The following is a 12767-nucleotide window of genomic DNA, read 5'->3' as shown; positions in this document are numbered from 1 at the left end:
CCCGATGACCGGCCCCGCGACGTACCCGCCCTCCCCCTGGACCCTGCACGGCCAGCTGTGGCTCTCGCTGTTCCGCGTACGACGCGGCGCGGACCCGCAGCACCCGGACCGCCCCGCGGGGCTGTACGGCGTCGCGCTGGTCTCCTACGAGGACCCCAGCCCGCTGGTCTACCGCGAGCTGCTGTGCGCGCGGCCGCTGGGCGCCGACGTCGGCATCACCGACATCTGGGTCGACTCCCCCGCCTCGCGCGCGGGCGGGCGCGACCTGTGGGCGATCCCCAAGGAGCTGGCCTCGTTCCGTCGTACGACGCGCGGCCGGGCCGAGCGCCACGCCACCTGGGAGATCGGCGACGAGGCGGCCACCTGGGCGAGCATCGAGGTCACCGACGCCGGCCCCCGCACGCCGCGGGTGCCCTTCGCCTTCCGCACCCGCCAGGTGCGCGACGACGGCAGCGTCGTGGTGACCCCGGTGCGTGGCACGGCCCGGCTGGGACGCAGCACGGCCCGCTGGACGGCGTACGACGAGGGGCCGCTCGCCTGGCTGGCAGGCGAGCGGCCCCTCGTGACGCTGCGGGCGACCGACTTCGCGATGGAGTTCGGCCGCGCCGGAGGCTAGGCGGGCCGGTCCGGTGGGGTCTGGACCGCGCGGATGGCCGGACGCTGACCGTCGGGCAGTGCCTCGGCCTCCGCGGAGCCGCCCCGGGCGAGCTCCTGGTCCTCGAGCGCCCGCCGGGTCGAGTCGCGGATCTCGAAGACCTCCGTGGCGAACCCGCCCAGGGTCCGGGCGACGTCACCCACGGCGTTGGTGAGGATCGTGGTGACCGCACCGACGGTCGCGGCCGCAGCCGTCACGCCGTCCTGGATGGCGTCCTTGCGGATCTCGCCCTTGCTCAGCTCGTCGCTCACCTGCGCACCTCCGTCGGCGTCGGTCCCCTCGCGGGTCCGGGTGTCCCCCGGGCCCCCCATCATGGCGTACGGGAGTCCTCAGGCCGCCAGCTTGTGGTCGACGACCGTGCCGGGGTCGGTGGCCTTGCTGCGACGGGTCGGCAGGGCCATCTTGCAGATCTTCTTCGCCACGCTGCCGAGCTGGCGGTGCAGCGGCCCGGTGTTGTAGGCGATGCCGTAGCGCTCGCAGATCTCACGGACCTCCTCGGCGATCTCGGGGTAGCGCCGCGCCGGGATGTCCGGGAAGAGGTGGTGCTCGATCTGGTGCGAGAGGTTGCCGCTCATCAGGTGCAGCAGCTTGCTGCCGGAGATGTTCGCGGAGCCGAGCAGCTGGCGGTAGTACCAGTGGCCGCGGCTCTCGTCCTCGCACTCCTCCTCGGAGAAGGTCGCCACGCCGGCCGGGAAGTGGCCGCAGAAGATGATGTTGAAGGCCCAGACGTTGCGCACCAGGTTGGCGGTGGCGTTGCCGGCCAGGGTCAGCGGGAACAGCGGCCCGGTCAGGGCGGGGAAGAGCAGGTAGTCCTTGAGGGCCTGCGTCTTGACCTTCTTCATGATCCCGGCGTGCAGCGCCTTGTTCTCGGAGATCGAGCGCTTGCCGGCGACGAGGTTCTCGACCTCGAGGTCGTGCATCGCCACGCCCCACTCGAAGAAGACCATCAGCAGGAACGCGTAGACCGGGTTGCCCAGGTAGTAGGGGTGCCACTTCTGGTCCTCGTCCATGCGCAGGATCCCGTAGCCGATGTCACGGTCCTTGCCCAGCACGTTGGTGAAGGTGTGGTGGATGTAGTTGTGGGAGTACTTCCACTGCGAGCTGGGGCAGACGTTGTCCCACTCGTACATCCGGGAGTTCAGGCCCGGGTCGCCCATCCAGTCGTACTGGCCGTGCATGACGTTGTGGCCGATCTCCATGTTGTCCAGGATCTTGGAGACGCTGAGCGAGGCCACGGCGAGCGGCCACGCCGGCGGGAGGTACATCAGCGCGCGACCGGCGACCTCGAGCTGACGCTGCTTCTTGACGATGCCGCGGATGTAGGTCGCGTCGGCCTCGCCCAGGTCGGCGATGACGCGCTGGCGGATCGCGTCCATCTCCTCGCCGAACTTCTCGAGCTGCTCGTCGCTCATGCGGGTGTGGGTGTCGGTGGTCATGGTGGTCCCTCTCGTGGTGGTCGGAACGGGGTCGGTGAGGTCTAGAGGTCGACGACGCAGTCGCCGACGGGGGCGGAGACGCAGATGCGGACCTCCTCGTCGGGCAGCGAGGACTCCTCGCCGGTCAGGACGTTGCGGACGGTGCCCTCGGTCTTGCGCGAGACGCAGGAGAAGCAGATGCCCATCCGGCAGCCGAACTCCGGCGTCAGCCCGCGGGCCTCGGCCTGCTCGAGCAGCGACTCGCCGGTGTTGGCGGCGGTCGAGCCCTCGCGGGCGAAGGTGACCTCGCCCTCGGCGGTCTCCGTGCCGGCCGGCCGGGTGGAGAGCTTGAAGAACTCGGTGCGGAGCCGGGGCGAGTCGCCGTAGGCCTCGCGGACCAGGTCCATCATCGGCGCCGGACCGCAGGCCCAGGTGTCGGTCTGCCGGAAGTCCGGGACCAGCCGGCGCAGCGCCGCCTCGGTGAAGACGTCGTCGCCGTAGCGCAGGTGCACCGAGACGTCGTTGTCGGCCCAGGCGATCCGCTGCAGCTCCTCGGCGAAGATCTGGTCCTCCGGGCTGCGGGCGTAGTGCACGAAGGTCACCTTGCGGTTGGCGCGGCCGTCGTACCCGTCGCGCAGCAGGGTCCGCAGATGGGACATCGCGGGCGTGATGCCCGAGCCGCCGGTGACGTAGAGCAACCGGTTGTTGGTCGGCGTGGCCGGGCTCTCGCTGAGGGTGAAGGCACCCTCGGCCTGGCTGAGGTGCACGGTCAGGCCGGGCTCGGCGTCGTGGACGAGGAACTTGCTGACCAGGCCCTCGGCGTGGGCGCGGACGGTGATCGTGAACTCCTCACCCGGGCCGGACTCGGCCGAGGAGATGGAGAAGCACCGCGTCGTGCGCCGGGCGCCCGGCACCTCGACCCCGACCTGGACGTACTGGCCGGCGCGGTGGCCGCGCCACGTGGTGGTGGGCTGCAGGCGGACCGTCGCGACGGGGTGCTCCCCGGAGGTCTCGCGCACCACCTCGACGACCCGGGCGCGCACCTCGGTGGCGGCCCACATCGGGTTGATCTGCTCGAGGTAGCGGTCGACCCCGTGGGGCGCGGTGAGCGCGCCGAGCAGCTTGGAGCTCAGGACACGCTGGGCGAGCGGCGTCATGGTCTGTTCTCCCTCGGTCGTGGGAGACGTCCGGATCGAGTGAACGTCTGTGCACTCAACGTTCCCGGGAGTCGCCGCCGAGGTCAAGCAGATCGCGGGTGACGCCGACCACGCAGCCCTCTCCCTGCCCGCTCCCAGGCGGGGAGCGCGACCAGGGTCACAGGCCCGCAGGGCTAGGGTCGGGCCACATGACACGCACTCTGTTCTCGGGCGGACAGGTCTACGACGGGACCACCCACCGGGCCTCCCCGGGCGACGTGGTGGTCGAGGACGGCCGGATCGTCGAGGTCGGCACCGACCTGGACGGCGACGAGGTCGTCGACTGCACGGGTGGCTACGTCTCCCCCGGCTTCTTCGACTGCCACGTGCACGTGACCCTCGACTCCCCCAGCGTCCTGCAGATCGTCGAGACGCCGTTCAGCCTGCAGTTCTTCGCCGCGGCGGCCAACCTCCGCGCCACGCTGGAGACCGGCGTCACCACGGTGCGCGACGCCGGCGGAGCCGACCTCGGCATCCGGACCGCGGTCGAGCGCGGGATGGTCCCCGGCCCGCGGATGCAGCTGTCGATCATCATGCTGAGCCAGACCGGCGGCCACGGCGACGACTGGGGCGTGTGCGGTGCGGACGTGCCGTTCTTCGTGCCCCACCCCGGCCGCCCCAGCGGCGTGGTCGACGGCCCCGAGGAGGTCCGCAAGCGGGTCCGCGAGATCATCCGCGCCGGCGCCGACGTCATCAAGGTGGCCACGACCGGCGGGGTGCTCTCGCCGCACGACGACCCCCGCCACCCGCACTTCCGCGACGACGAGATCGCCGTCATGGTGGCCGAGGCCGCGGCCGCCGGGCTCTCGGTGATGGCCCACGCCCAGGGCGCGGAGGGCATCAAGGCCGCGGTGCGCAACGGCGTCCGGTCGATCGAGCACGGGATCTTCCTCGACGAGGAGGCGATCGAGCTCATGCTCGCCCACGGCGCCTGGCTGGTGCCGACCCTGCACGCCCCCCGCGCGGTGATCCGGGCGGCGGAGGCGGGGCTGCCGCTGCCCGCCTCGGTGGTGGCCAAGGCGCACGACGTCGCCGCCTCCCACGTCGACAGCGTCCGCCGGGCCCACGAGGCCGGGGTGCGCATCGCGATGGGCACCGACTGCGGCGTGGGACCGCACGGCACCAACCTGGAGGAGCTCGCACTGATGGCCGACGCGGGCCTCGGCCCCGTCGACGTCCTGCACGCCACCACCGGCTCGGCGGCCCGGCTGCTGGGCGTCGAGGGCGACCGCGGCACCCTCGCCCCGGGCCTGCGCGCCGACCTCGTGGTGGTCGACGGTGACCCCGACGACCTCACCGGCCTCCGGGAGCGGGTGCGGTCGGTGCACCTCGACGGGCGCGAGGTCCACCGCCGCCCGGCCATGCCGTGACGGCGGCAGCCCGCCAGCCGGGGACACGTCCGGCGGGACGCCCGCGAGTAGGCTCTGCGCCCATGGACCGATCCGCCGTCGCCGCCGTCGCCCGCGGTGGCGCACGCGCTCCCGCCCGGGCCGAGACCCGCGGCGAGCGCAAGGAGCGGACCCGCCAGGCGATCATGGACGCCACGCTGGCGCTGTGCGAGGACAGCAGCCTCGTCGCGCTCTCGCTGCGCCAGGTGGCCAAGGAGGTCGGCATCGTGCCGACCGCGTTCTACCGCCACTTCGCCTCGATCGAGGACCTCGGGCTGGCGCTGGTCGAGGACTCCTTCGTGTCGCTGCGGGCGATGCTGCGCGACGTACGCCGGACCGACCCCGGCTACGGCGAGATCGTCGACTCCTCCATCTCGGTGCTGGAGGAGCACGTCCGCTCGCGCCACTCCCACTTCGCGTTCATCGCCCGGGAGCGCAGCGCCGGGCCGCCCGCCGTCCGCGCCGCGATCCGCCACCAGATCGAGCTGGTCGAGCGCGAGCTGGCCACCGACCTGGCCCGGCTGACCGACTCGGAGTACTGGTCGACCGAGGACCTCGGCGTGCTGTCCAACATGATCGTCACCCTGGCCGTCGGCACCACCGAGGCCATCCTCTCGGCCCGCCCCGAGGCCGAGGAGGCGATCGGCGACCAGGCCCGCACCCAGCTGCGGATGGTGCTCGTGGGCGCGCTGCGCTGGCGCTCCGGGGAGCTCGCCGCCGCCGACCAGGTCGAGCGGGGCCGGACCCCCACCCACCAGGCCCCCACCCCCTAGGCCGCCACCGGCCGGGCCACGTGCGGCTCGGGCGCCTCGGCGCGGGCGGGCAGCATCGCGACGACCGCCACCACGACCAGGCAGACCACGGCCGAGGCCGCGAAGGCCCAGCGCAGACCCGCCACCGCCGCCACCTCGGGAGCCGCACCGTCGGCCACGAGCTGGGCCGCACGGCTGGTCATCACCATCACGGCGAGCGCGGTGCCCATCGCCCCGGCGACCTGCTGCAGCGTGCCGAGCAGCGAGCTGCCGTGGGAGTGCAGCCGCATCGGCAGCGCACCCAGGCCGACGGTGAACAGCGGGGTGAACATCGCCGCCAGCCCGACCATGAGCACCACGTGGGCAACCAGGAGGCTCCAGGTGGGCCCGACCTCGACGAGCACCGCCATCGCCGCCATCGCCCCGGTCAGCGCGACCGCGCCCGGGACGACCAGCACGCGGGCGCCCAGCCGGTCGTGGACGCGCCCCACCGTCGGGCCCAGCAGGCCCATCAGCACGCCCCCGGGCATCACCAGCAGCCCGGTGGCCAGCGGTGAGAGCCCGCGCTGCTCCTGCAGGTGGAGCGGCAGCAGGATCATGGCGCCGAGCATGGCCATGAAGCCCAGCGACATCGCGACCAGCGCGAGCCGGTAGGTCCGCACGCCGAGGGTCCGCAGGTCGAGCAGCGGCCGCTCCTCGCGCTGCAGCCGCCACTGCCGGGCCACGAAGCCCGTCACGCCGACGACGCCGACCACCAGGGCGACGTACGCCGGGGTGCGGTCGCCCGTGGTGCCGACCTCGCTCAACCCGTAGACCAGGCCGCCGAAGCCGAGGGCCGCGACCACCACGCTGGGCACGTCGAGGCGCCCGGCCACCTGCTCGCCGACGTCGACGAGCCGCCGCAGGCCCAGGACGCCGATGGTCGCGGCGACGGGGAGCACGAGCAGGAAGATCCAGCGCCACGACAGCTGCTGGAGGACCACGCCCGACACCGCCGGGCCCATCGCCGGGGCGACCGACATCGCCAGCGTCACGTTGCCCATGACGCGGCCGCGGTCGTGCTCGGCGACGACCGCCATCAGCGTGGTCATCAGCAGCGGCAGCATCACCGCGGTGCCGGTCGCCTGCACGACGCGGGCCACCAGCAGCACCGCGAAGCCGGGCGCGAGCGCGGCCAGCAGCGTGCCGGCGCAGAACGTGCCCATGGCCAGCCCGAAGGCCCGACGCGTGGTCACCCGCTGCAGGAACCAGCCGGTCGCGGGGATGACGACGGCCATGGTCAGCATGAAGGCCGTCGAGAGCCACTGCGCGGCCACGGCGTCGACGTCGAGGTCGGTCATCAGCCGCGGGATCGCGTTGATCATCACGGTCTCGTTGAGGATCACGACGAAGGTCGCCGCCACGAGCCAGCGCAGCACCCCCGCGTCGGTCTCGGCGGGTCCGGTCGGTCCGGTCGGTCCGGGCGTGGGGTGGTCGTCGGCGCGCATCGGGTGCCTCACTGCGGGGTCGGGGACGTCGTCGCCTCTCCCGTCGTCGGGAGCATGCGAGGGAGGTGACCGGGTCGGGGCCCCGGACTCATCGGTGCGGCGACGGCTCAGGCGGGGCGTGGGCCGGGGCTGATGGTCAGGTCGGGGATCGTGGCGTCGCGCGGCAGGTCGAGGACGTGCAGGACCGCCGCCGCCACGGTGGCGGGGTCGATCCAGGCGTCGGGGTCGTAGTCCTTGCCCTCGTGGGCGTGGACCTGCTCCTGCATCGGCGTCGCGGTGCGGCCGGGGTGGACGGTGGTGACACGCACGCCGTGCTCGGCCTCCTCCTGCCGCAGCGCGTCGGCGAGGGCGCGGAGCCCGAACTTCGACGCGGCGTACGCCGACCAGCCGGGGTTGGCGCGCAGCCCGGCCCCGGAGTTGACCATCACCACCGTGCCGCGGGCGGCCCGCAGCGCCGGCAGCGCGACCCGGGTGAGCTCGGCCGGGGCCAGCAGGTTGACGTCGAGCTGGGAGCGCCAGTCGCCGGCCGACAGCTCGCCGACCGTGCCCAGGGCCACCACCCCGGCGGCGTGCACCACCGAGTCGAGCGGCCCGGTGAGGTCGAGCGGCGCGATCGAGGCGACGTCGGCGAGGTCGGCGACCAGGGTGCGCGCCCCGGGGTGCTCCTGCTCGAGCTCGCGCGCCCGCGCCTCGTCGCGCGCCACCAGCAGCAGGTCGTCGCCGCGGTCGAGCAGCGCGCGGGCGACGCAGGCGCCGATGCCGGAGCCGGCGCCCGTCACCAGGTGGGTACGCCGGTCCTCGGCCGCCTTCACCGGGTGAAGACGATCTTGCCGAACAGGTCGCCCTGCGCCATGGCGGCGAAGCCGTCGCGGGCCTGCTCCATCGGCAGGGCGCGGTCGACCAGCGGCCGGGCACCGCTCGCGTCCAGCAGGTTGACCAGGCTGGCCAGCTCGGTGCGGGTGCCCATCGTCGAGCCGACGACGCGCAGCTGGAGGAAGAAGATGCGGGTCAGCTCGGCGTCGTCGAGCTTCGGGCCCGAGGTGGTGCCGGAGACGACCAGCACGCCGCCGGGGCGCAGCGACCGGATCGAGTGCGACCAGGTGGCGCGACCGACGGTCTCGATGACGCCGTCGACCTTGACGGGCAGGCGGGCGCCGGACTCGAAGACCTCGTGGGCGCCGATCTCCAGCGCCCGCGCGCGCTTGCCCTCGTCACGGCTGGTGGCCAGCACCTTCAGGCCCGCGGCGCGGGCGAGCGTGATGGCCGCGGTGGCCACGCCCCCGCCGGCGCCCTGCACGAGCACGGTGTCGCCCGCCGTGAGCCCGCCCTGGGTGAAGAGCATCCGGTAGGCCGTGAGCCACGCGGTCGGCAGGCACGCCGCCTCCTCGAAGGAGAGCGAGGCGGGCTTGGGCACCACGTTGCGACGGGGCACGGCGACCCGGTCGGCCAGCGTGCCCTGGTGCTTCTCGCTCAGCAGCGACCGCTTCGGGTCGAGCGTCTCGTCGCCCTGCCACGACGGGGCGCTGATCACCGCGTGGACGACGACCTCGTTGCCGTCCTCGTCGATGCCGGCGGCGTCGCAGCCGAGGATCATCGGCAGCGCCTCCTCGCGCAGCCCCACGCCCCGCAGCGACCAGAGGTCGTGGTGGTTGAGCGACGCGGCCCTGACGGTGACCGTGGTCCACCCGTCGGGGACCTCGGGGTCGGGCCGCTCACCGACCACGAGGCCGGACAGCGGGTCGTCGGAGGAGAAGGACTCGGCGTAGACGGCGAACATGCGCCCGACCCTACCGACGCCTACCGGCGGGCCACGCCGTCGTTGCGTGCGGCGGCGGCCACGGCGGCCGCCACGGCCGGTCCGACGCGCGGGTCGAAGGGCGAGGGAATGATCAGGTCCTCCCGCGCCTCGTCGGCCACCAGTGCCGCCAGCGCGTCGGCCGCCGCGAGCTTCATGCCCTCGGTGATGGCCGTCGCCCGGGCGTCGAAGGCGCCCCGGAAGATGCCGGGGAACGCCAGCACGTTGTTGATCTGGTTGGGGAAGTCCGAGCGCCCCGTCGCCACGATGCGGGCGTGGCGGTGGGCGACGTCGGGGTGGACCTCGGGGGTCGGGTTGGCCAGGCCGAAGACGATCGCGTCGTCGGCCATGGTCGCCACCAGCTCCTCGGCGACGGTGCCGCCGGACAGCCCGATGAACACGTCGGCCCCGTCGAGCGCCTCGGCGAAGCTGCCCGTGCGACCGGTGCGGTCCGCGGTGAGCTGCGCCAGGGCGGCCTTGGAGTCGTTGAGGCCCTCCCGGCCGCTGTGCAGCACGCCGGTGCGGTCGGTGACCACCACGTCGGTGATGCCCGCGGCGAGCAGGATCTTGGTGACCGCCACCCCGGCCGCCCCCGCGCCCGAGACCACGACGCGCGTGGTCTCCATGAGCCGGCCGGTCAGGCGCAGCGCGTTCTCCAGCGCCGCCAGCACCACGACCGCGGTGCCGTGCTGGTCGTCGTGGAAGACGGGGATGTCGAGGCGCTGCTTGAGCCGCTCCTCGATCTCGAAGCACCGCGGTGCCGAGATGTCCTCGAGGTTGATGCCCCCGAAGCTGGGGGCGAGCCGCACCACGGTCTCGACGATCTCGTCGACGTCGACGGTGTCGAGGCAGATCGGGACGGCGTCGACGCCGCCGAACTGCTTGAAGAGCACCGCCTTGCCCTCCATCACCGGCATCGCGGCGCGGGGGCCGATGTCGCCGAGACCGAGCACGGCGGTGCCGTCGGTCACCACGGCCACGGTGTTCGGGACCCAGGTGTAGTCGTCGGCGAGCGAGGCGTCCTCGGCGATCGCCTGGCACACCCGGGCCACGCCCGGGGTGTAGGCCATCGAGAGCTCCTCGGGGCCGGAGAGGGCGACGCGCGAGGAGATCTCCATCTTGCCGCCGACGTGGAGGTCGAAGACGGGATCGCCCGCGTGGGGGTTCTGGGTCTGGGGGGCGAGGTCTGGCATGAGCTCCGGTGCAACCATGAGTTGGGGCCGTCCTTGGGCAGGTCGAGGAGACGAAGTGGCGGGACGGGGGCGGTTCGACGCCGGCCGGTGTAGGCCCGCGGATCCGCGCACGGTGGGGGGTGACCCGCCCTCAGTCTCACACAGCCCGCTCGGCCACCCAACGCCGTGTGACCCGGGCCTCACCGCTCGGGCGGTCCCCCGAGCCGGCCCGGCCGGGGCCACAGCCGCCCCACCACGCGGGCGAGCACGTCGACGTCGGCCACCGCGCCGGCCGACCAGGAGTCGCGCCCCTCCACCGGGTTGTCGCGGGCCACCCACCAGCCGTCGGCGCCGTGGTGGTCGAGCCGCTTCACCGCGACCACGCCGTCGGCGAAGCGCACCACCGCCACGTCGCCGGCCCGCGCCGGCCCGGCGTACCGCACCAGGAGGCGGTCGCCGTCGCGCAGCGTCGGCTCCATCGAGCGGCCGCGCACCAGGGCCATGCCCCACGGTCGGGGCGTGCGGTGATTCAACTCCGACCCCCTCGGGTACCTCCAGGGCCGACGTACGCCGCCCGGAGTAGTGTCGCAAGCCACGGCCGGCGAGGCGTCACGCGACCGGCCCACAGGTCCCACGTGAGAGGAACACTGCATGTTCACCAAGCTCTTCGCCCCCACCGTCGAGGTCTCCGCACACTGCGACCTCCCGTGCGGCGTCTACGACCCCGCGCAGGCCCGCATCGAGGCCGAGTCGATCAAGGCGGTCATCGCCAAGGTCGCCGACAACGACGACCCCGACTTCCGCACCCGCGCCATCCTGATCAAGGAGCAGCGCTCGGAGCTGGTCAAGCACCACCTGTGGGTGCTGTGGACCGACTACTTCAAGCCCCCGCACTTCGAGAAGTACCCCCAGCTGCACCAGCTGGTGAACGAGGCCACCAAGCTCGCCGGCGCCAGCGGCACCAAGGGCGAGCTCGACGAGGGCGTGGCCGACCAGCTGCTCGCCAAGATCGACGAGATCGCCGAGATCTTCTGGGAGACCAAGAAGGCCTGAACGCAGCCCAGGCTGCTTCGCCTGCTCCCACCTCGACCCCCGAGTCCGACGACTCGGGGGTCGAGTCTTCCCCTGTTCCCGCGCAGACGAGCGCCTGCGTCTACTGTGAGCCCACACCCCTCGGAGGATTCCTGTGAGCACCAGACCCGACGTCGAGCTGCGCCTGCCGGCGGAGAGCGCCTTCGTCGCCGTGCTGCGCATGACCACGGCCGGCCTGGCGGCCCGCCTCGACTTCACCCTCGACGACATCGAGGACCTGCGGATGGCCGTCGGCGAGGCCTGCGGGCTGGTCCTGGAGGACGCCGACCCCGGCGGTGACCTGCACGCGTCGTACGACCTCAGCGACGGGTCGATCGAGGTCTCCATCAGCGCCGACGCGCGCCGTCGCGCCGAGCCCGACTCCGACAGCTTCGGCTGGCAGGTGCTGACCGCGCTGACCAGCGACGTGCGCACCCGCCGCGACGGCGACCGGCTCTGGCTCACCTTCACCGTCCGCTCCAGCATCGCGGCCTGATCCGTGGGCGGCGTGACGGGCACGCCCAGCACGCCCTGGCGTGTCCACGGTCCGCAGCTGACCCCCGCCGAGACCAAGTCCCGCAGCCACGCGCTCTTCGCCGAGCTGCACACGCTGGCCGAGGGCAGCCCGGAGCGGCGTACGCACCGTGACGACCTGGTGCGGCTGCACCTCCCGCTCGTCGAGCACTGCGCCCGCCGCTTCCTCAACCGGGGCGAGCCCTTCGACGACCTGATGCAGGTCGGCACGATCGGGCTGATCAAGGCCGTCGACCGTTTCGACGACGAGCGTGGGGTCGAGTTCTCGACGTACGCCACCCCGACGATCCTGGGCGAGATCAAGCGCCACTTCCGCGACAAGGGCTGGGCCATCCGGGTCCCGCGGCGGCTGCAGGAGCTGCGGATGTCGATCGGCAAGGCCTCGGCCGACCTGTCGCAGGAGCTGGGCCGCTCCCCCACCGCCGCCGAGCTCGCGGCGCGCCTGGGCGTGGAGGTCGAGGAGGTGCTCGAGGGCCTGGAGTCGGCGAACGCCTACGCCACCCTCTCCCTCGACGCCGGCGACGACGCCGAGGACTCCCCCGGCTCGATGCTCGACACCCTGGGCGAGGACGACGAGGGCCTCGCCCACGTCGAGATCCGCGAGTCCATCAAGCCGTTGATCGAGACCCTGCCCGCCCGGGAGCGCCGGATCCTGCTGCTGCGCTTCTTCCGCGGCATGACCCAGTCGCAGATCGCCGCGGAGATCGGCGTCTCGCAGATGCACGTCTCCCGGTTGCTCTCCCGCACCCTGGACCACCTGCGCACCGAGATGCGCGAGGTCGGCTGACCCTGCGCGACGGTCACTCGGCCAGAGGTGGTCAATCGCCCCGGGCGGACTCGAGGGCGTCGATGGAGCGGGGGTGCAGCAGGCCGGCGAGGACGACCGCGGCGGAGACCACCAGGAGCAGGGCGACCGGCCAGAAGCCGCGGAAGCTCCAGGCCAGACCGATCCAGACGAGCTGGGCGAGCAGCACCGGGCCGCGGGCCCAGGGGCGGATGGCGTTCAGGCCCCAGGCGCACAGCGCCAGCGTGCCGCCGAAGAGGATGAAGAACAGGGTCGTGGTGATCCCGAGGACCAGGCGCTCCCGGTCGACGCTGACCAGCTCGGCGACGCCGAACAGGATGACCAGCAGCGCCTGCACGAAGGTGAGGCCCGCGGCGGCGGCGAGGGGGGCCGGCGTGCCGTGGACGGAGTACGGCGACCGGGTGGTCGGGTCGGGCTCGTCGGCGTCGCGACCGGGTGCTGGGCTCACCCGGCGAGCCTATTCCGTCACTGCCTGTGACCCACCTGACCGTCGGGCG

15 protein-coding genes are annotated in these 12767 nt (G+C 73.2%); 6 read left to right on the top strand and 9 right to left on the bottom strand.

Annotated features, from left to right (window positions below):
* The first annotated feature begins 4 nt into the window (after positions 1-4).
* The gene (locus tag EDD33_RS03315; protein WP_123392962.1) at positions 5-616 is read left to right on the top strand and encodes an acetoacetate decarboxylase family protein; all 612 of its coding nucleotides are present in this window, start codon (positions 5-7) and stop codon (positions 614-616) included.
* On the opposite strand, the gene EDD33_RS03310 is transcribed toward EDD33_RS03315, so the two are convergent.
* The 3 genes from EDD33_RS03310 to EDD33_RS03300 form a co-directional block, all read right to left on the bottom strand.
* On the bottom strand, positions 613-906 hold the full coding sequence (locus EDD33_RS03310) for a hypothetical protein (protein WP_246003342.1): 294 nt from the start codon (positions 904-906) through the stop codon (positions 613-615). The two genes, EDD33_RS03315 and EDD33_RS03310, sit on opposite strands and share 4 nt — an antisense overlap.
* A 78-nt stretch (positions 907-984) precedes the next feature.
* The gene (locus EDD33_RS03305) at positions 985-2091 is read right to left on the bottom strand and encodes a fatty acid desaturase family protein (protein ID WP_123389095.1); all 1107 of its coding nucleotides are present in this window, start codon (positions 2089-2091) and stop codon (positions 985-987) included.
* 41 nt (positions 2092-2132) lie between these two features.
* The gene (locus EDD33_RS03300; RefSeq protein WP_123389094.1) at positions 2133-3227 is read right to left on the bottom strand and encodes a flavin reductase family protein; all 1095 of its coding nucleotides are present in this window, start codon (positions 3225-3227) and stop codon (positions 2133-2135) included.
* A 188-nt stretch (positions 3228-3415) separates the two neighbouring features.
* On the opposite strand from EDD33_RS03300, the gene EDD33_RS03295 reads away from it, so the two are divergent.
* On the top strand, positions 3416-4636 hold the full coding sequence (locus tag EDD33_RS03295) for a metal-dependent hydrolase family protein (protein ID WP_123389093.1): 1221 nt from the start codon (positions 3416-3418) through the stop codon (positions 4634-4636).
* A 62-nt stretch (positions 4637-4698) separates the two neighbouring features.
* Positions 4699-5427 (top strand): TetR family transcriptional regulator, encoded by a 729-nt coding sequence (locus EDD33_RS03290; RefSeq protein ID WP_123389092.1) that lies wholly within the window; start codon positions 4699-4701, stop codon positions 5425-5427.
* Here EDD33_RS03290 and EDD33_RS03285 read toward each other — a convergent pair.
* The 5 genes from EDD33_RS03285 to EDD33_RS03265 all read right to left on the bottom strand — a co-directional run bounded on the left by EDD33_RS03285 (position 5424) and on the right by EDD33_RS03265 (position 10393).
* Positions 5424-6893, bottom strand: coding sequence for a DHA2 family efflux MFS transporter permease subunit (locus EDD33_RS03285; RefSeq protein ID WP_123389091.1), 1470 nt, complete (start codon positions 6891-6893; stop codon positions 5424-5426). The two genes, EDD33_RS03290 and EDD33_RS03285, sit on opposite strands and share 4 nt — an antisense overlap.
* 107 nt (positions 6894-7000) lie before the next feature.
* Entirely contained in the window at positions 7001-7705 is a 705-nt protein-coding gene (locus tag EDD33_RS03280) for an SDR family oxidoreductase (RefSeq protein WP_211332393.1), read from the bottom strand.
* Positions 7702-8670 carry a zinc-binding dehydrogenase gene (locus EDD33_RS03275; protein WP_123389090.1) on the bottom strand — a complete coding sequence of 323 codons (969 nt, stop codon included), beginning with the start codon at positions 8668-8670 and terminating at the stop codon, positions 7702-7704. Before EDD33_RS03275 ends, EDD33_RS03280 begins: the two co-directional genes overlap by 4 nt.
* Before the next feature lie 20 nt (positions 8671-8690).
* Complete coding sequence (locus EDD33_RS03270) at positions 8691-9881, bottom strand: NAD(P)-dependent malic enzyme (RefSeq protein WP_246003341.1); 1191 nt, start codon at positions 9879-9881, stop codon at positions 8691-8693.
* A gap of 179 nt (positions 9882-10060) precedes the next feature.
* Entirely contained in the window at positions 10061-10393 is a 333-nt protein-coding gene (locus tag EDD33_RS03265; protein WP_425463831.1) for a S24 family peptidase, read from the bottom strand.
* A gap of 118 nt (positions 10394-10511) precedes the next feature.
* Between EDD33_RS03265 and sodN the strand changes: the two genes are divergently transcribed.
* The 3 genes from sodN (at position 10512) to EDD33_RS03250 (ending at position 12252) form a co-directional block, all read left to right on the top strand.
* Positions 10512-10913: a superoxide dismutase, Ni gene (sodN, locus tag EDD33_RS03260; protein ID WP_056536778.1), complete on the top strand. Its 402-nt coding sequence runs from the start codon at positions 10512-10514 to the stop codon at positions 10911-10913.
* A gap of 133 nt (positions 10914-11046) precedes the next feature.
* Positions 11047-11427, top strand: coding sequence for an ATP-binding protein (locus tag EDD33_RS03255; protein ID WP_246003340.1), 381 nt, complete (start codon positions 11047-11049; stop codon positions 11425-11427).
* Positions 11428-11430: 3 nt separating this feature from the next.
* Positions 11431-12252 (top strand): RNA polymerase sigma factor SigF, encoded by an 822-nt coding sequence (locus EDD33_RS03250; RefSeq protein ID WP_123389087.1) that lies wholly within the window; start codon positions 11431-11433, stop codon positions 12250-12252.
* Between the two features lie 31 nt (positions 12253-12283).
* Here EDD33_RS03250 and EDD33_RS03245 read toward each other — a convergent pair whose 3' ends face one another.
* Positions 12284-12718 carry a hypothetical protein gene (locus tag EDD33_RS03245; RefSeq protein WP_123389086.1) on the bottom strand — a complete coding sequence of 145 codons (435 nt, stop codon included), beginning with the start codon at positions 12716-12718 and terminating at the stop codon, positions 12284-12286.
* Positions 12719-12767 lie beyond the last annotated feature (49 nt).

This window comes from Nocardioides aurantiacus (genome assembly GCF_003752505.1).
Classification (GTDB): domain Bacteria; phylum Actinomycetota; class Actinomycetes; order Propionibacteriales; family Nocardioidaceae; genus Marmoricola; species Marmoricola aurantiacus.
This window is presented reverse-complemented; position numbering and strand designations above follow the sequence as displayed.

Bases quoted from the DNA above. Each gene is read 5' to 3' on its own strand.
- EDD33_RS03315 (WP_123392962.1), top strand. From the start codon at position 5: ATGACCGGCCCCGCGACGTACCCGCCCTCCCCCTGGACCCTGCACGGC.
- EDD33_RS03305 (WP_123389095.1), bottom strand. From the start codon at position 2,091: ATGACCACCGACACCCACACCCGCATGAGCGACGAGCAGCTCGAGAAG.
- EDD33_RS03300 (WP_123389094.1), bottom strand. From the start codon at position 3,227: ATGACGCCGCTCGCCCAGCGTGTCCTGAGCTCCAAGCTGCTCGGCGCG.
- EDD33_RS03295 (WP_123389093.1), top strand. From the start codon at position 3,416: ATGACACGCACTCTGTTCTCGGGCGGACAGGTCTACGACGGGACCACC.
- EDD33_RS03290 (WP_123389092.1), top strand. From the start codon at position 4,699: ATGGACCGATCCGCCGTCGCCGCCGTCGCCCGCGGTGGCGCACGCGCT.
- EDD33_RS03285 (WP_123389091.1), bottom strand. From the start codon at position 6,893: ATGCGCGCCGACGACCACCCCACGCCCGGACCGACCGGACCGACCGGA.
- EDD33_RS03275 (WP_123389090.1), bottom strand. From the start codon at position 8,670: ATGTTCGCCGTCTACGCCGAGTCCTTCTCCTCCGACGACCCGCTGTCC.
- EDD33_RS03270 (WP_246003341.1), bottom strand. From the start codon at position 9,881: ATGCCAGACCTCGCCCCCCAGACCCAGAACCCCCACGCGGGCGATCCC.
- sodN (WP_056536778.1), top strand. From the start codon at position 10,512: ATGTTCACCAAGCTCTTCGCCCCCACCGTCGAGGTCTCCGCACACTGC.